Raw genomic sequence first — 16020 nt, forward strand, 5'->3', positions numbered from 1 at the left:
CGTGGAGTTCAGGGACTGGTTCCGCAGGGCGGACCGGCGGCAGGCTGCCGCCCCCGACGCCGGCGCGGCCGGCGACGGCACCCCGTCCGCCGGGCCGGAGCCGTCGGAGGAGGACGTCCCCGCGGTGAGCCGGGAGGCGGACTGGGACGGCGGCTGGCGGCGGGTGGCGCCGCCCGCCGTGACCGTCGCCCGGTCCTCGATCGGGGTGAGCGACGGACTGCGCTTCAGGTCCCGGCTCGCCTCGTGGCAGAACATCGCGTACGGGGGCGAGCTCGGCCACGCCGTCCTGCCGTCCGCGCCCGTGGGCCTCATCCACGGTGTGGCACGGCCCGGTGGCGCCCGCACCACCGCACCCGGAACACCCCTGCTCCTGCGCGCCGCCGGCGGAGCACCGGAGGAGCCGGAGCCGGTACAGCCGCCCGCGGCCGGCGTCCCCGGTCGTACGCCTGTCACGCGGCGGACCCTCGCCGCCGTCCAGCGGTCGGGCGGTGCGCGGTCCCGGAGCGCCGTGGGCCGTGAAACCGCCGGGCGGCAGCCCGGTCCTGCCGACGCGGCCGACCGCACGGGCGCCGGCCCCGCGACCGAGGCCGGTGCGCAGCCGCCCGCCACTCGGGATCCCCGCGCCTCCGCGTCCACCGGTCCCGCCACGGCCCCGCAGACGCGGCCCGCCCCGGTCCGCCCCCGGCGCACCGCACCATCTCTGATCGTCGCCCGCCGACCGGTGACGCCTCCGCGCAACCTGATCGCGCGCGCACCGGCAGCGACTCCTGCGACTCCCGCGCCGGCCGAGACTCCCGCACCGCCCGCGACTCCCGCCCCGGGCAGCCCGGCCGGCTCGGTCGAGGCGCCGGGAGAGCCGGGGCACGCGGGCCCCGGGGAGCGCAGGCCCACCGTCCGGCCGGAGCACGCCGCGAACACGCCGGCCGCGCCTCCGGTGCGCCCCGCCCTCGGCAAGCCCCTGCGACAACTTCCCCCGGACGCGGTCCCGTTCGGCCGGACCGGGGACGGCGCGCCCGACGTGGCCTCCGGCCCGGCCGCGCCGCAGGGCCCTGCCCTGCCCGTGGTCCAGCGGCAGACGCCCGAGACGGCGGCTCCCGTCGCTCCCGCGGCGACTTCGACGGGCGGTACGGGAGCGGGCCGTACCGGAACCGGCGGTACAGGAGCGGGCCGTAACGGAAACGGCGGTACGGGAGCGGGCCGTACCGGAACCGGCGGTACAGGAGCGGGCCGTAACGGAAACGGCGGTACGGGAGCGGGCCGTACAGCAACAGAGCGCCCGACAACGGGCCGTACGGCAACAGAAGGCCCGTCAGCAGAACGGCAGCGCCCGGTCCCCGGTGCGGCTCCCGCATCCGGGCCCGCCGCACCCCGGTCCGGCACCTCCGGCCCGCCGCCGCCCGTGCAGCGGGCGCCCGCACCCGCACCCGCCGCGCACCAGCCGTCCGGCCCGGACGGCGGCCCCGCAGCCGCGCACCGGCCGACCGCCCCCGCGCCCGGCGGACCGGGCTCGCAGGCCCGTACCCGGGGCGGGCTCGGTGCGCCCCTGTCCGCTCTCCCGCCGACCGCCGGCATCACACACGACGCGCCCCTGCTGGGTGACCCCCGCCGTGCGCGGCCCGGAACCGGGGGCCCGCTGCGGAGCGGCCCGACGGCCGGGGGGCCGCCCGCGTCCACACCCGCCCCGGCGTCCCCGTCCGCCCCGTCCGGCATGCCGTTGCGCGCGCCGGCCCCGCCCGTCCACGTCGGTGCCGGGCCCGTGGCGTCCGCTCCGCAGTCCGCAGCAGTCCCACGCTCCACGGACACCACCCGCACCTCCACGAGCACTGCCACCCCGGCACGCATCCGGCGCATCGCCCCTCAGGGGTTCCAGGAGCAGGCGACCGGTCCCGCACCGGCGGTGGTCCAGCGGTCGCGTGGCCTGCTCGGCGGGCGGACGCTGTCCGTGCGTACCGGCGCGGCCGAGGGCTTCACGGCATCGGTGCCGGCCGCCACCACCGCGCGGCCGCCCGTCGTGGCGGCGACCTGGCGGCGGGATGTCAGGCCGCCGGGCGCGGACGGGACGCCGCCGAACGGTGGCGGAGCCCGGACCACCGCGCGGCCGGGTGCCCAGGCCGCCCCGGCCCAGCGCGCCGCCGCACGGCCGGGCGGCGGCGGGCACCCCGCTGCGGCGCACCCCGTCGTACCCACCCCGGCACGCCGGGGCGCGGCAGCAGCCGAGCCCTCCGTCCGGACCTCCGCCGACACCGCCACCCCGTCCGCGGGGCCGGGACTGGGGACGCGCGGCGGAACCGTCCAGCGGTCCGTGCCCAACTCCCCGCCGGCCGCCGGGGCGGCTCGGGACACCCGGGCGCAGACGTCCCCGGCCCTCGCGCGCCGGACCACCCCGCGAGGGGACGCACCGGTCCGGGAAGCGAAGGCCGGAGACAACGGCCGCCCCGCCACGGCCCGTTCCGCCAGACCCTCCGTGCACTCGCTCGTACGGCTGGTCCAGCGCTCGGCGCGTGGCGCCACCCCTGCGGGAGCACCGGTGTCCGGGCGGGCGCCGGCCACGCCGCCCGCTGCCCGCAGGCCCGAACCGCCGTCCCCCGCACCGCAGTCCGCCCCGCCCGCCGGGCCCACCGCACCCGCGGCGCCGCCCGTGCCCGTGGTGCGCCCGCATCCGCCCGGCTCCGCCCGGCCCGGAGGCGCCGCCGTGCCGGTCCAGCGCCTCCAGCTGCCGGTGGTACCCGAAACCGGCGCACCCGCCACGGGACCGGTCCCGCCCCACGACGCCCCGACGGCCGGACCGCCGGCGCTCACCGTGCGCGCCACACGCCCCGGCCCGGCCCGGCCCGGCACGGACCGGAGCGGCGGTGGCCCGGCAGGCCCCGCCCCCGGCACCCCCGCCCCCGGCTCCCGAGCCCAGGCGGTCCAGCGGGCGGTCGCCGAGGCCGGGCTCGCCGGAGTGCCCGTACGGGTGGTCCAGCCCAAGCCCGCCCCCGCCACCACCGCACCGACCACGCCCGGTACGCCGCAGCCGAACGAGGCCACCGGCGTGGACATCGAGGAGCTCGCCCGCCGGCTGCTCGACCCGGTCAGCAGGCTGCTCCGGGCCGACCTGCGCAGAGGACGGGAACGCTCCGGACGGCCGTACGACGGCCGCCGCTGACACCGCCGCCCCGCCACTCCCCGCCCACCCCCGCCCCACCACGGACCGCAGAGAAGAAGAGAAGCGCACATGACGGACAACATCTTCGCGACGAGCGTGTTCTTCAAACTCGCCATCGGGGGAAGCGACCTGGGCGCCTTTCACACCTGCTCGGGGCTGGGCGCCGAGGTGGAGCTGGAGCAGTACGCCGAGGGCGGCAACAACGGCTTCACCTGGCAGCTGCCGGGGCGGATCACCTGGACCAACATCACGCTGACCCGCCCCGTCACCGCCGACACCCTGAAGATCGCGCGATGGCTGAACGAGACGACCCAGCGGGTGGAACGCAAGGACGGCGAGATCGTCGCGCTCCGGCCGGACCTCAGCCGGATCATCAGCTGGCAGATCCAGGGCATCGTGCCCGTGCGCTGGCAGGGGCCGTCCTTCGACCCGTCCAGTTCCGAGGCGGCGATCGAGACCCTGGAGATCGCGCACGAAGGCCTGGTGCCGTCCTGATGGCCCGCGCCCTCGACCGAGTCGACGACCCAGACGCGCAGGAAGGAGGAACACCGTGGCCGCAGCCGCCCGCACGAGCCGTGCCCGTGCTCAGCTGACCATCATGGAACCGCCGACGGACGTGGGCGCCAAACCGTCCGGCACCCTCGCCCGGCTCACGCTCCAGTTCAATCCGGCGACGCTCTCCCTGTCCAAGAGCACCGAGTGGCGGCGTACCCCCTCCCGGACGGCAGGTGAGTCCGCGCTGCCCGAATTCGTGGGCAGCGGGCCCCGGTCGCTGTCCCTGGACGTCTTCCTGGACGCCACCGCCACCCACGACAACTCGGTGGAGAAGGCCGTGGAGCAGCTGATGACCGCCTGTGTGCCGACCCCGAGCAGCCTGGGCCGCAAGAAGCCGTCGAGCCCCTGGGTGCGGTTCGACTGGGGGACGTCGAAGACGACGTCGTTCGACGGGGTGCTCTCCAGCCTCTCCGTGTCGTACACGCTGTTCGACGTCGACGGGAAGCCGCTGCGCGCCACCTGCTCCCTCTCCATCGAGGAGGCGAGCGTCGACCCGGCCGGGCAGAACCCCACGTCCGGATCGAAGGAAGCACGCCGTACCCACCGGGTCGTCGCCGGTGACAGCCTGCCGCTGCTCGCCTGGCGCGAATACGGCGACGCCACCGCGTGGCGCACGATCGCCGAGGCCAACGACATCGACGACCCCATGCAGCTGGCCCCGGGCACGGAACTCCTCGTGCCCGCACTGGAAGACCATGCCGCGGAGGACGCTCGGTGACCGGAATCGCACCCGCCCGTTCCTTCGCCGCCGACCCGATCGTCGAGGCGCCCGCCGAGCTGCCCGCGGCCTGGGCCGCGCAGCTGGTGAGCTGCGCGGTCGACGAGAACGTCGGCCTTCCGGACACCGCCGTACTGACGTACCGGGATCCGTACCACACCCTGCTCACCGCCACCGGGATCACCATCGGCACCCCGTTGAAGATCTCCGTGGTCACGGTCCGGGAGCGGGCCCGCGAGCGGCTGTTCACCGGAGAGGTGACCGCGCTCGAACTCGACAGCGACACCACCGGCTCCTTCACCGTCGTCCGGGCCTTCTCCAAGGCCCACCGGCTCCAGCGCGGCCGGAAGGTGGTGGCCTTCCGCAACATGAAGGCCGCCGACATCGTCCGCAAGGTCGCCGCCGGTGCCGGACTCACCTGCGGGAAGGTCGAGGCGGCCCCCGTGATGTACAAGCAGCTCACCCAGCCCAACATCTCGGACTGGGACTTCCTCCAGTACCTCGCGGGCGAGAGCGGTGCGCACGTACGCGTGGACGAGAAGGGCCTGCTCCAGTTCGTGAAGCCGAAGCCGGCGGCCTCGGCGCCTTCGCCCGCCACGTCCGCCACCAAGCATCCGATGGTGCTGGAGTACGGGCGCAACCTGCTGGCCCTGCGCGCCGTGCTGACCGGTGCGGACGGGGCGGACAGCGTCGAGGTGCGCGGCTGGGACGTGGAGACGAAGACCCGGCTCGTGGCGCGCCAGCCGTCCGTCCGCTCCACCACGGTCGTCCCCGGGCTGAGCCCGTCCGCCGCAGCCGGCGCGTTCGGCCCGAAGGCCCGGATGACCGTCGCCGACACCCCGTACCGGACCCAGGCCGAAGCCGGTGCGGTCGCCGGTGCGGTGGCCGCACGGGTCAGCTCCGGCTTCGGGGAGATCGAGGCGGTCGCCGAAGGGAACCCGCGGCTGCGGGCCGGTGAACCCGTCACCCTGGGCAACGTCGGACCCGCCTTCGCCGGCCGCTACACGGCGACGGCGTCCCACCACGTCCTCGACCCGCACGGCGGCTACCGCACGACCGTACTGGTCAGCGCGTCCCCCGACCGCTCCCTGACCGGACTCATCGGCGGCGGCGAGGCACCCCCGCGCGGCCCCCGCATCCCCGGCCTGGCGATCGGCGTCGTCACCGACATCCGTGAAGGCAGGGGCAAGGGCGAACGCGGCTCGGTCCGGCTGAAGTTCCCCTGGCTCGACGACACCTATGTGTCCGACTGGGTCCGTACGGTGCAGTGGGGCGGCCAGGGCGGCGGCGGGGTGTTCAGCCCAGAGGTCAATGACGAGGTACTGGTCGGCTTCGAACAGGGCCTGCTGGACAGCCCCTACGTGCTGGGCGGCCTGTACAACGGCGTCGACAAGCCGTCGCCCCACGACGTGCCGCTGGTCGACCCGACCAGCGGCAAGGTCAACCGCCGCTCCCTCGTCTCCCGTTCGGGCAACCGGATCGAACTGCTCGACGCCCCGCGCGGCCCGTCCGGAGTACGGCTGGCCACCGGCGACAAGCAGCTGGAGGTCACCCTGGACGAGCGGAAGGGCGAGATCGCGCTGAAGGTGTTCGCCCGCGGCACGTCCCGGGTGCTGAGCTCCCTGTCCCTCGGCCGGTCGGGGATCACGCTCGACGCCGGTACGGGGAACGTGGAGGTGAAGGGCGCCTCGGTGACCATCAACGGCAAGACCGGGGTCACCGTCGACGGCGGTCTGCTCGCCGTCCTCAAGGCCAGGCTCATCCGGATCAACTGACCCCCCGAACCCGTCACCGCAACCAACTTCCCGGCCCAGCAAGGAGAACAGCAGCCATGCCCCCCGCAGCCCGCTCGGGCGACCCCACCGTCCACGGCGGCGTCATCGGCACCCCGCCACCGGGTGCGGTCGCCGTCGCCACCGTGCTGATCGGCGGCAGGCCGGCCGCCGTCACCGGCAGCCTCCACGTGTGCGTGATCCCTCCGCACGCCCTGCTCGGACCCGGGAACGTCGTCATGCCGAACCCGGCGGCCATGGCCGGTGGCGCGGTCCTGATCGGCGGACTGCCGGCCGCCCGCATGGGCGACACCACCAGCTGCGGCGCCAAGATCGTCATGGGTGCGCCGAACGTCCTGATCGGAGGCCCGATATGAGCGGGGCCGGATTCGTCGGCCGTGGCTGGGGCTTCCCGCTGCGGGTCGGCGCCACGGGCGGTATCGGGATGGTCGAGCGGGACCAGGAGATCGAGGAGGCCATCGGCCTGGTGCTCGGCACCGCACCGGGGGAGCGGCCGATGCGCCCCGAGTTCGGCTGCGGCATCCACGACTACGTCTTCGCACCCGGCGACGGCGCCACCGCGGGCCGCATCGCGCACGAGGTGCGTACGTCACTGGAGCGCTGGGAACCACGCATCGAGGTGAGGGACGTGGTGGTCGCCTTCGACACCGTCGACGAGGGAACCCTCTACATCGACGTGCACTACACCGTGCGGTCCACCAACGACCTGCGCAACCTCGTCTTCCCCTTCTACACGATCCCGTCCTCCGGCAGTTCCGAAGCGGGCTCCGAAGAAGCGGGGGCGGCCTGATGTCCCTGCCTTCCCCCAACCTGGACGACCGCCGCTTCCAGCAACTCGTCGACGAGGCCAAGCGGTACGTCCAGCAGCGCTCGCCCGAATGGACCGACCACAACGTGTCGGACCCCGGGGTGACGCTCATCGAGACGTTCGCGTACATGGTCGACCAGTTGCTCTACCGGCTGAACCGGGTGCCCGACCGGAACTACTCCGCCTTCCTCGACCTGCTGGGCGTCCAGCTGTTCCCGCCGACGGTCGCCCGTGCGGACGTCGACTTCTGGCTGTCCGCCCCGCAGCCGGACACCGTACGGCTCCCGGCCGGTACGGAGGTCGCCACCGCCCGCGGTGAGACGGAGGAGGCGGTGGTCTTCTCGACCACCGAGGACCTGGCGATCGTGCCGAGTTCGCTGATCAGGCTGGTCACCGCCCCCGCGTCCGGGGACCAGACCGACCGCACCGCCCCGCTCGGCGCCGGCAAGGACATCCCCTGCTTCCAGTCACGCCCCGAGCCGGGCGACGCCCTGCTGTTCGGGCTGCCCACCGCCGTGCCCCGGTGCATCGTCGCCGTACGCCTGGACAGCCGGGTGGAGGGTGTCGGCGTCGACCCCCGGCAGCCGCCGCTGGTGTGGGAGGCATGGGACGGTGCCCGCTGGGTGTCCTGCGAGACCGGGACCGACAGCACCGGCGGGCTCAACAGGCCCGGTGAGATCACCGTGTTCGTCCCCGCCGGGCACACCGCCTCGGTGACGGCCGGGATCAGGGCCGGATGGCTGCGCTGCCGGGTCACCGCGCCCGAACCCGGGCAGCCCTTCTACTCGGAGTCGCCGACGATCCGGGAGGCCGAGGTCTTCACCGTCGGCGGCACCACCGGCGTCGAACACGCGGAGACCGTCCTCGACGTCCCGCTCGGCACTTCGGAAGGGGTCGCCGGCCAGCACTTCTCCGTGACGAAGGTGCCGCTCCTGATGGACGGGGAACCGCCCGTCGTCCAGGTGTCCTCCGCCGAGGGATGGCAGGTATGGACACCGGTGGAGCACTTCGGCGCCTCGTCGCCGGACGACCGGCACGTACGGATCGACGCCGTCACCGGCCGGTTCTCCTTCCCGCCGGAGGTCCGCGAGGCGGACGGCACGATGCGCGGGTACGGGGCGGTGCCCCCGAAGGGCGCCCAGCTCCGCGTCCCGCGCTACCGGACGGGCGGCGGGGCAGCAGGGAACGTGGCCCGGGGCGCCATCCGGGTCCTGCGCAGTTCGGTGCCGTACGTCGCCGGTGTCGCCAACCGGGAGGCGGCCCGCGGCGGGGTCGACGGCGAGAGCGTCGAGAACGCCAAGGTGCGCGCGCCCCACATCCTCCGGGTCCAGGAGCGGGCGGTCACGGCCGAGGACCACGAGGTCATCGCCCGGGAGGCCGCGCGCTCGCTGCGCAGGGTCCGCTGTCTGCCGGCCGTCGCGGGCGAGGGCGGCGCCGTGCGGGTCCTGGTGGTGCCCGACGCGGTCCCCGACGAAGGCGGCCGGCTGCGGTTCGAGCAGCTGATCCCGCCGGACCCGGTGCTGGCGGCGGTCTCCGGGCGGCTCGACGAACGCCGCCTGGTCGGCACCCGGCTGATCGTGGAACCGCCCGCCTACGTGGGCGTCACCGTGGTAGCCGAACTGGTGGCGGACACCGGCGACATGGACCGCGTCCGGGCCCAGGCGCTCGACGCGCTGTTCCGTCACATCGACCCGTTGCGGGGCGGCACGGACGGGACGGGCTGGCCCTTCGGCAGGCCCGTGCAGTACGGCGAGATCTTCGCCGTACTGCAGAGCGTGCCCGGAGTCCGACTCGTCGACGAGGTACGGCTGTTCCCCGCCGACCCGCTCACCGGGCGCCGGGGAGCGGCGGCGGACCGGATCGACGTCGCCGAGAACGCGCTGGTCTTCTCCCACCAGCACCAGGTCGTCGTCACGGCCGCCGGGCCCGGCGGGCGCTCATGACCAGGGCCTCGGTCCCCGGACTTCCCAGCCGCTACCCGATCGGCGGACTGCTGCCCGCCCTGTACGCGGACGACGACCTCGCCCAGCGCTTCACGGCGGGCCTCGACACGGTCCTGGCCCCCGTCCTCTCCACCCTCGACAACCTCCCGTCCTACTTCGACCCCGCGCTGACCCCGGACGACTTCCTGCCCTGGCTGTCGTCCTGGGTCGGCGCCGACCTCGACCCGGCCTGGCCGGTGGACCTGCGCCGGGCCGTCGTCGCCCGCGCCGTCGAGCTCCACCGGTGGCGCGGAACCCGCCGCGGCCTCACCGAACACCTGCGGCTCTGCTTCGGTGTGGAGGCCGACATCCACGACGGGGGCGGCGCCGCGTGGTCGTCGGAACCCGGGGGCCCGCTCCCTCCCGCCCCGACCGGGGAACTGCTGGTACGGGTCCGGGCACCGGACGGGCGGCCGGTGGACGCGGCCCGCGTCCTGGCCGTGGTCCGGGCCTCGTGCCCCGCCCACCTCACCTGCCGGGTGGAGATCCTGCCGGGCACACCGCACGAGACAGGAGACTGATGTGACGCGCTCGTGCCCGGCGTGCGGGGCCGCCAACGAGGAGTACGAGGACTTCTGCGGAAGCTGCGGTACGTATCTGGGCGGGTCGTCCTCGCGGCGCGCCCGGACACCGGAGCCGGCACCGGTGGCCGACGCGCCCGCGCCGGAACCCGAAGCCGATGTGACGCCTCCACCCCCGGCCCCGCGCCCCACGCCCGTGGTCGCCCCGGCCCCGCCCGCACCGGTCGCGGAGGAGCCGCCCCGTCCTTCGGCACCCGAGGCCACGCCCGAGCCCGCACCCGCCCCCGTACGACCGGCACCACCGGCTCCGGCCCCGGCTCCGGCTCCGGCCCCGGCTCCGGTACGGCCGGGACGCCCGGTCGAGCCCGTGGCGGTCGAGCCGGTGGTGGCCGTGCAGCCCGGCGTCCCGATCGCCCAGCGCCCCGTCGTCCGACCGGTCGTGGCGAACGAGGAGCCGGACGGTACGCCGTGCCCGTCGTGCGGGGCGTCCAACCGGCCGGGGCGGAAGTTCTGCCGCCGCTGCGCGGCGCCGCTGAATCCGGGCGAGCAGGAGGAACCGCTGCCCTGGTGGCGTACCAGGTGGCCGTTCGACCGCAGGGTCCGGGCAGGCTCGGGGCGCCTGCTGCGAGGCAGCCTGATCGCTCTGGTCATCGCAGGCCTCCTGGTCGCGGGCTTCCTGCTCGTACCGGCCGGGCGCTACGTCGTCGAGGACGTACGGGACAAGCTCGGCGGAACGGGGGAGATCAGCCCCACCGACGTCACGGCGAGCGCGTCCGCCCCCGGCCACTCGGCGAAGCTGGCCGTGGACGGCGTGACGAACACCTACTGGGGCGCCCCGAAGACGGGCGCCGCGCTGACGGCCGAGTTCGAGAAGCCGTTCCGGCTGGTCGGCGTCACGGTCCACACCGGGGTGTCGACGAAGGCCGAGGCGTTCCGGCAGGGCGCCCGGCCGACACAGGCGGATCTCCGCATCAGGACGAAGGACGGCAAGATCCACGAGAAGGCCTGGACACTCACCGACAAGCCCGGCGAGCAGACCGTACGGACGGGCATCAGCGACGTCGTCTCCATCGAGTTCACCGTGCGGGAAGCGGCAGGCCAGGAGAGCGGGCGGCCGATCGCGCTCGGGGAGATCGAGTACTTCAAGCGCACCTAGGCGTATTGACCCGACGCACCGTCCCGGCAGGCACGCAGCCGGGACGGTGCGTCAGACCATGGCGAGCCGGTCCACCAGCAGCTCCACCCTCGGCGCGGCGTCCTCGGGCAGCAGACGGCCGGCTCGGGTCAGGGTCGCCAGGCCGTGCAGGGCCGCCCAGAACACCTCGGTGAACAGTGCCGGGTGGACACCGTCGCCGGCGGCCTCGGTGAGGCATTCCAGCAGGGCCGCGAAGGCGTCCTTCAGCTGCTCGGGGGTGTCCTCCTGTGCGTACGCCAGGCCGCCGTCGAGCTGGAACAGGGCGTCGTAGACCGCCGGGTTGTGCTCGGCGAAGTCGAGGTAGGCGCGGGCGAGGGCGGCGACCCGCTCGCGCGGACCGTCAGCGGCGGCGGCCGCGGCCCGTACCGCCGCGGCCAGCTCGGTGGCGCCTTCCAGGGCGACGGCGCCGATGATCTCGCGCTTGCCGCGGAAGTGGCTGTAGAGGACGGGCTGGCTGTATTCGATGCGCTCGGCGAGCCGGCGGGTGGTGACTGCGTCCCAGCCCTGCTGCTCGGCGAGTTCGCGGGCCGTCACCACGATGAGGCGCTCACGTTCCGCCCGTTCGCGTTCCTTGCGTTCCTTTACCGACATGACCGGATCCTAGCACCGCTAGACAACCGAGCGTTCGTAGCGCTAGCGTTGCCCCATCGCCTAGCAACGCTAGTTCTCGGAGGGATCGTCATGCTCAGCACACTTGAGGTCGTCACCACCGTCGTCGTCGGCCTGATGGTGGGGGTGGAGTTCTCCGTCGCCTTCGTCATGAACCGGATCTTCAACGCCCTTCCCGAGGACAGTGGCCAGCTCGCCCGTGCCCACGGAGGCCGGATGCTCGGCGCCCTCATGCCGTTCTGGTACATCGGCTCGCTCGTCCTCAGCGCGGTCTGGGCCATAGCCGGATGGGACCGCCCAGGCGCCGGACTCGTCGTCATTGCCGCCGCGCTGCTGATCGTGAGCGTGATCATGTCGATCCTGCTGCTCGTCCCGATCAACAACCGGGGCAAGACGTGGACCCCCGAGAACCGGCCCGCGGACTGGAAGGACCAGATGAGCCGCTGGGACCGCTACCACTACGTCCGCGTCGCCGTCATCGTCGCCGCGTTCACCCTGCTGGTCACCGCCCTCGCCTGATACCGCGGCAATCGCTCCCGCCGGCCGGCCGCCCGGTTCAGCCGCCGTGGCGCTGCTCGTAGCGCCACGGCGCATCCAGCAGCCAGGTGTCCTGCCACTCCGCCCGGTCGACCGGGCCGATCAGGCGGGCGCCCTCCAGGCAGCGCGGGTCATCGGCGTCGGCGAGGCCGCTGACGGCCTTGATGCGGACCAACTGGTCGTCCTCGTCGAGGAATCCGGCCAGGATGTCGGCGACCGCGGGGCTGCGGCCCTCGAACTCGTAGAGGACCTCGCACACGTGGGCGCGGACGTGCGCGTCCGGGTCGCGAGCCAGCGTGGCGAGCACGTCCAACGCCTCGGGGTGGGTGTACGCGTATCGCGTTCTGTGCAGCATGCTCGGCACCTGGACACGCACCCTCGGGTCCGGGTGCGTGCGGAGGGCCAGCCCCAGCTCTTCGAGGTCCGGGACGTCGATGTCGTCGGAGTTGAGCGCCCTCAGGACCGACACGAGCACCGTCGGGTCGGTCTCCTCGGCGAACCACGGCAGGAGTACGTCCATGGCCTGCTGCTCCCAGGGCCATTCCCCCGAAGGGGCGGGATGGTCGACGAGGAGAAAACACCACACGAGGTCCGCAGCGAACTGCCGGCGCAGGGGATCAGGGTCGGAGCGCAGCGCCAGGGCCGCTTCCCAGGCCTCCACGTCGGACCGTTTGGCGAGCGCGAGGGTCGCTTCCCACCAGTCGGCGTGTGCCCCGTCGGCGCGGGCGAGCGCCCGGGCGAACAGCTCGTCGAACGAGCGGCGGAACCCCAACTCCGCTTCCAGGCAGGTGAGGACGGCGGAATGGCCGTCGCACACACGCATCCCGCCGAGCGTGATCACGTGGTACTCGTTGCCGTCGAAATGGTCAACGAGCCGGCGGCTTTCGACCGGGCCCGACGCGCCGGTCGCGAGGCGAAGCCCGGCTTCGGCGCCGGTCTCGTGCCAGTGCCGAGCACAGGCGAGAAGGCCCGCCCGCTGCTCCTCCGTGAGCCGGTCCTCGGCATGCCTGAGCAGGGCGACGGTCACGCCGGCATGGCCGGTGGCCACGGCCCGCAGCAGCGGTGTGCTTCCGTCGGGCAGCGGCCGGAGCGGATCGGCGCCGGCGTCCAGCAGGGCATCCGCCACGTGCCCGTCGAACGCGGCGACGGCGAGGCACAGGGCGTCCGCCGTCTCCGGATCGGCCTCCGCCATTGCTTTGCCCCGCCCTTCGGTTGTCCCCGGTGGGGCAGCGTAGTCGCCAGGGCTGATCAGGAGAGGAACCGGATGTCCTCGGGCGCGAGTTGAGCCGTCACCACGCCGTGCAGCAACTCCGCGTCCACGAAGTCCCCGACCTCGGGCGGCCCGCACCGCCAGCTGAGCGGGTACGTGTTGCCGTGCGCGGCCGGGATCCCCACGTACTGGTCACGGGCTGTCGGCCCGAAGCACGTCGCGCCGGGCGGCCAGCCGAAGTCCTGGCTCGCGCCGGGTTCGAGCAGGAAGTACGTCCACCGCCCTCCCGCGACCTCCCGCACGACGGGCCCGGGATCGCCGTCGGTGAGGGTGGCGAGGTGGTGCAGTACTGCCTCGCCCCGTACGCCGCGCAGTCGGATGGCATCGAAGTGGATTCCGGTCAGGTGGAGTTGGAGCCCCGAGACGGGTACCCATTCGGGGAGTTTCTTGCTCGTCATGCCTATGAGCTTCGTGCCGACTGCGTAGCGTGACCAGCAGGACGCGATCCACATCCATGCGATGTGGGGAGGGCGGTGACGGCTGTGGGGACGAGTGGCGAGACGACGCGCGGGCGGCGGCTGGTGGGGGAGCTGATCCGCATCCACCGGGTGCGGGCCGGGCTCACGCAGAAGGAGGCGGCGGAGCAGCTGCTGATCTCGGAGTCGCTGATGGGCGCGGTGGAGCGGGCGGAGCGCATCCCCGCGCGTGACCTGCTGATCGACGCGGACCGGGTGTTCGGGGCGGGCGGGGCGCTGAAGGCGTGCTGTGAGCTGGTGGACGAGGAGAAGTACCCGCCGAAGTTCCTGGACTGGGCGAAGCTGGAGCGGCACGCGCGGGTCATCAGTGCGTACGAGACGATGCTGATCCCGGGCCTGCTCCAGACGGAGGCCTACGTGCACGCGCTGTACCGATCGCGGGTACCGGCGTACACGGAGGACGAGATCGCCCGGCACGTCGGGGCGCGGCTGGAACGGCAGACGGTGCTCGCGCGCACACCGCCGCCGCGTATCGGGTACGTCATCGAGGAATCGGTCCTGGACCGGACACTCGGCGGCCCCGAGGTACTGAAGGAGCAACTGCGGCATGTGCTCGACTGCGTGGAGCGCCATAACCACCTGACGGTGCAGGTGATGCCGTCGGCGCAGCACACGCATGCGGGGTTGATGGGTCCCATGCAGCTCATGTCCACAGCGGAAGGCCGCAACTTGATGTATGTGGAGGCGCAGGGCGGCGGTAGGTTGATCTCGAAGCCGGAGCAAGTGAGCGATCAGCTCGACCTTTTCGGCATCCTGCGGGCGCAGGCGCTGAACCCCTGGAAGTCCGCGGAGATCATCGAGACGAAGGTGAGGCAACTGTGATCCACGGACCCCGGCTGACCTGGTTCAAGTCCAGCTACAGCGGCAACGAGGGCGAGGCCTGCATCGAAGTCGCCTATGACTGGCACAAGTCCAGCTACAGCGACAAGTGGGACGCAGCCTGCGTGGAGGTCGCCACCTGCCCCCACACCGTCCACGTCCGCGACTCCAAGGTCACCGACGGCCCCACCTTCGCCGTCGCCCCCGCGGCGTGGACCGCGTTCCTGGGCCACGCCGCGAAAGCCACGAAGTAATGCTGGAGTACTAGCTGAAGCCGTTCAGGCCCCACCAGTCGCCGTTGGTCTGCTCGCCTCGTGCCAGGGAGCCGTTGCTCAGGCCTCGGTAGGTGAGGAGCCAGCCCGGGTTGCCCCGGAAGCCGTCGATGGCGTACGTGGTGTTGGTCACGGTGGCGAGGTCGGGACGGCCGTCGCCGGTGAAGTCGCCGACGGCGATGAAGTTCGCCATGACATTCCAGCCGCCGGTGCCGATGAGCTTGCGCGCTCCGAGCTTGCCGGTGGACGTGCCGGGGTAGAGCCAGAGTTTGCCGGTGGATGCCTCGCGGGCGTAGAGGTCGGGGCGGCCGTCGCCGTTCACGTCGCCGGCGCCGGCGAGCGCGTTCATCGCGTTCCAGCCGCCGGTGCCGATGAGCTTGCGTCCTCCGAGCTTGCCGGTCGACGTGCCCGGGTACAGGTAGAGCCGGCCCGTGGACGCCTCGCGCGCGATCAGGTCGGAGCGGCCGTCGCCCGTCAGGTCACCGAAGGCGGTGATGTTGCTCATGCCGTTCCAGCCACCCGTACCGATCAGCTTGCGTGCGCCGAGGGAGCCGGTGCCGGTGCCCGGGTAGAGCCAGAGTTTGCCGGTGGACGCCTCGCGGGCGATGAGGTCCTCGCGGCCGTCGCGGCTGAAGTCCCCGTGCCGGGTGAGGGCGTTCATGGCGTTCCAGCCGCCCGTGCCGACGAGGCGGCCGGTCCCGTTGCCCGAGGCCAGCCAGAGCCGTCCCACCTTGTCGCGGGCCAGTACGTCGGCCCTGCGGTCGCCGTTCATGTCACCGAAGCCCAGGGCCTTGGGAGACGTCTCGGAGTACCAGTAGGGAGAGGCGGTCCAGCCGCACTCGCGCTCCGTACGGACGAACTTGATCGAGCTGGTCGTCGGAGGGGTGTCCGAGCTCCACGCCAGGCCGGTTCCGGCGGGATCCTCGGCGAAGTAGCCTCCCCCCGCAGCGTAGTTCTTCTCCTCGTAGGTGCAGGCGATGAGGTTCGTGCGGTTGACGTGCGACCGGATCTTGTTGTTCCAACTGCCCAGGTCCGCGACGTTCTTCTTCGTCATGTACCGCGTCCCGGTGCCGTCCGCGCGCGACCATCCGCACCAGTAGCCCACCGTGCAGCCGTACACGTCCTTGGCGGCGGCCGGCTCCGCGCTCACCGTGTTCAGGCCGGTACACGTGAGCGTGAGACCGGCGAGCGTCGCCAGGCCCCGCACGAGATGCTTCCGCATGTGTGGTGATCCCCTCCCCATGGATGTGCGCCGATGCCCTCGGCCCTCAGCACACCGGGTCCTCCGGATCGCTGGTGCGATTCCGGGGCTCCGCG

16 protein-coding genes are annotated in these 16020 nt (G+C 73.4%); 12 read left to right on the plus strand and 4 right to left on the minus strand.

The features are described 5' to 3' along the window. The first annotated feature begins 1 nt into the window (after position 1). From OG446_RS22065 to OG446_RS22105, 9 genes are all read left to right on the plus strand, one after another. On the plus strand, positions 2–3148 hold the full coding sequence (locus OG446_RS22065; RefSeq protein WP_328895670.1) for a hypothetical protein: 3147 nt from the start codon (positions 2–4) through the stop codon (positions 3146–3148). Positions 3149–3217: 69 nt separating this feature from the next. Beyond that, a complete protein-coding gene (locus tag OG446_RS22070; protein ID WP_148017400.1) occupies positions 3218–3643 on the plus strand; it encodes a phage tail protein in 426 nt (141 codons plus the stop codon). Positions 3644–3746: 103 nt separating this feature from the next. Next, positions 3747–4421, plus strand: coding sequence for a CIS tube protein (locus OG446_RS22075; protein ID WP_389261285.1), 675 nt, complete (start codon positions 3747–3749; stop codon positions 4419–4421). Beyond that, a complete protein-coding gene (locus OG446_RS22080) occupies positions 4418–6196 on the plus strand; it encodes a VgrG-related protein (RefSeq protein WP_328895672.1) in 1779 nt (592 codons plus the stop codon). The genes OG446_RS22075 and OG446_RS22080 overlap by 4 nt, the downstream gene beginning before the upstream one ends. A gap of 56 nt (positions 6197–6252) precedes the next feature. Then, positions 6253–6570: a PAAR domain-containing protein gene (locus tag OG446_RS22085; RefSeq protein ID WP_328895673.1), complete on the plus strand. Its 318-nt coding sequence runs from the start codon at positions 6253–6255 to the stop codon at positions 6568–6570. Further along, positions 6567–7004 (plus strand): GPW/gp25 family protein, encoded by a 438-nt coding sequence (locus OG446_RS22090; protein WP_328895674.1) that lies wholly within the window; start codon positions 6567–6569, stop codon positions 7002–7004. The genes OG446_RS22085 and OG446_RS22090 overlap by 4 nt, the downstream gene beginning before the upstream one ends. Further along, positions 7004–8965, plus strand: coding sequence for a putative baseplate assembly protein (locus OG446_RS22095; RefSeq protein WP_328895675.1), 1962 nt, complete (start codon positions 7004–7006; stop codon positions 8963–8965). Before OG446_RS22090 ends, OG446_RS22095 begins: the two co-directional genes overlap by 1 nt. Further along, positions 8962–9525 carry a phage tail protein gene (locus tag OG446_RS22100; RefSeq protein ID WP_328895676.1) on the plus strand — a complete coding sequence of 188 codons (564 nt, stop codon included), beginning with the start codon at positions 8962–8964 and terminating at the stop codon, positions 9523–9525. The genes OG446_RS22095 and OG446_RS22100 overlap by 4 nt, the downstream gene beginning before the upstream one ends. A 1-nt stretch (position 9526) precedes the next feature. After that, complete coding sequence (locus tag OG446_RS22105) at positions 9527–10681, plus strand: NADase-type glycan-binding domain-containing protein (protein WP_328895677.1); 1155 nt, start codon at positions 9527–9529, stop codon at positions 10679–10681. Between the two features lie 51 nt (positions 10682–10732). Here OG446_RS22105 and OG446_RS22110 read toward each other — a convergent pair whose 3' ends face one another. Then, positions 10733–11311: a TetR/AcrR family transcriptional regulator gene (locus OG446_RS22110; RefSeq protein WP_328895678.1), complete on the minus strand. Its 579-nt coding sequence runs from the start codon at positions 11309–11311 to the stop codon at positions 10733–10735. A gap of 90 nt (positions 11312–11401) precedes the next feature. On the opposite strand from OG446_RS22110, the gene OG446_RS22115 reads away from it, so the two are divergent. Further along, positions 11402–11848, plus strand: a complete 447-nt coding sequence (locus tag OG446_RS22115; RefSeq protein WP_328895679.1) for a DUF1772 domain-containing protein — start codon at positions 11402–11404, stop codon at positions 11846–11848. Between the two features lie 37 nt (positions 11849–11885). Here OG446_RS22115 and OG446_RS22120 read toward each other — a convergent pair whose 3' ends face one another. Next, positions 11886–13058 (minus strand): HEAT repeat domain-containing protein, encoded by a 1173-nt coding sequence (locus tag OG446_RS22120; RefSeq protein ID WP_328895680.1) that lies wholly within the window; start codon positions 13056–13058, stop codon positions 11886–11888. A gap of 56 nt (positions 13059–13114) precedes the next feature. Then, positions 13115–13534: a hypothetical protein gene (locus tag OG446_RS22125; RefSeq protein WP_328895681.1), complete on the minus strand. Its 420-nt coding sequence runs from the start codon at positions 13532–13534 to the stop codon at positions 13115–13117. Between the two features lie 75 nt (positions 13535–13609). Between OG446_RS22125 and OG446_RS22130 the strand changes: the two genes are divergently transcribed. Next, a complete protein-coding gene (locus OG446_RS22130; protein WP_328895682.1) occupies positions 13610–14434 on the plus strand; it encodes a helix-turn-helix domain-containing protein in 825 nt (274 codons plus the stop codon). After that, the gene (locus OG446_RS22135) at positions 14431–14685 is read left to right on the plus strand and encodes a DUF397 domain-containing protein (protein WP_328895683.1); all 255 of its coding nucleotides are present in this window, start codon (positions 14431–14433) and stop codon (positions 14683–14685) included. Before OG446_RS22130 ends, OG446_RS22135 begins: the two co-directional genes overlap by 4 nt. A gap of 10 nt (positions 14686–14695) precedes the next feature. On the opposite strand, the gene OG446_RS22140 is transcribed toward OG446_RS22135, so the two are convergent. Next, entirely contained in the window at positions 14696–15925 is a 1230-nt protein-coding gene (locus tag OG446_RS22140) for an FG-GAP-like repeat-containing protein (RefSeq protein ID WP_328895684.1), read from the minus strand. Positions 15926–16020: the final 95 nt, after the last annotated feature.

It is taken from the genome of Streptomyces sp. NBC_00236, assembly GCF_036195045.1.
In the GTDB taxonomy this organism is placed as follows: Bacteria; Actinomycetota; Actinomycetes; order Streptomycetales; family Streptomycetaceae; genus Streptomyces.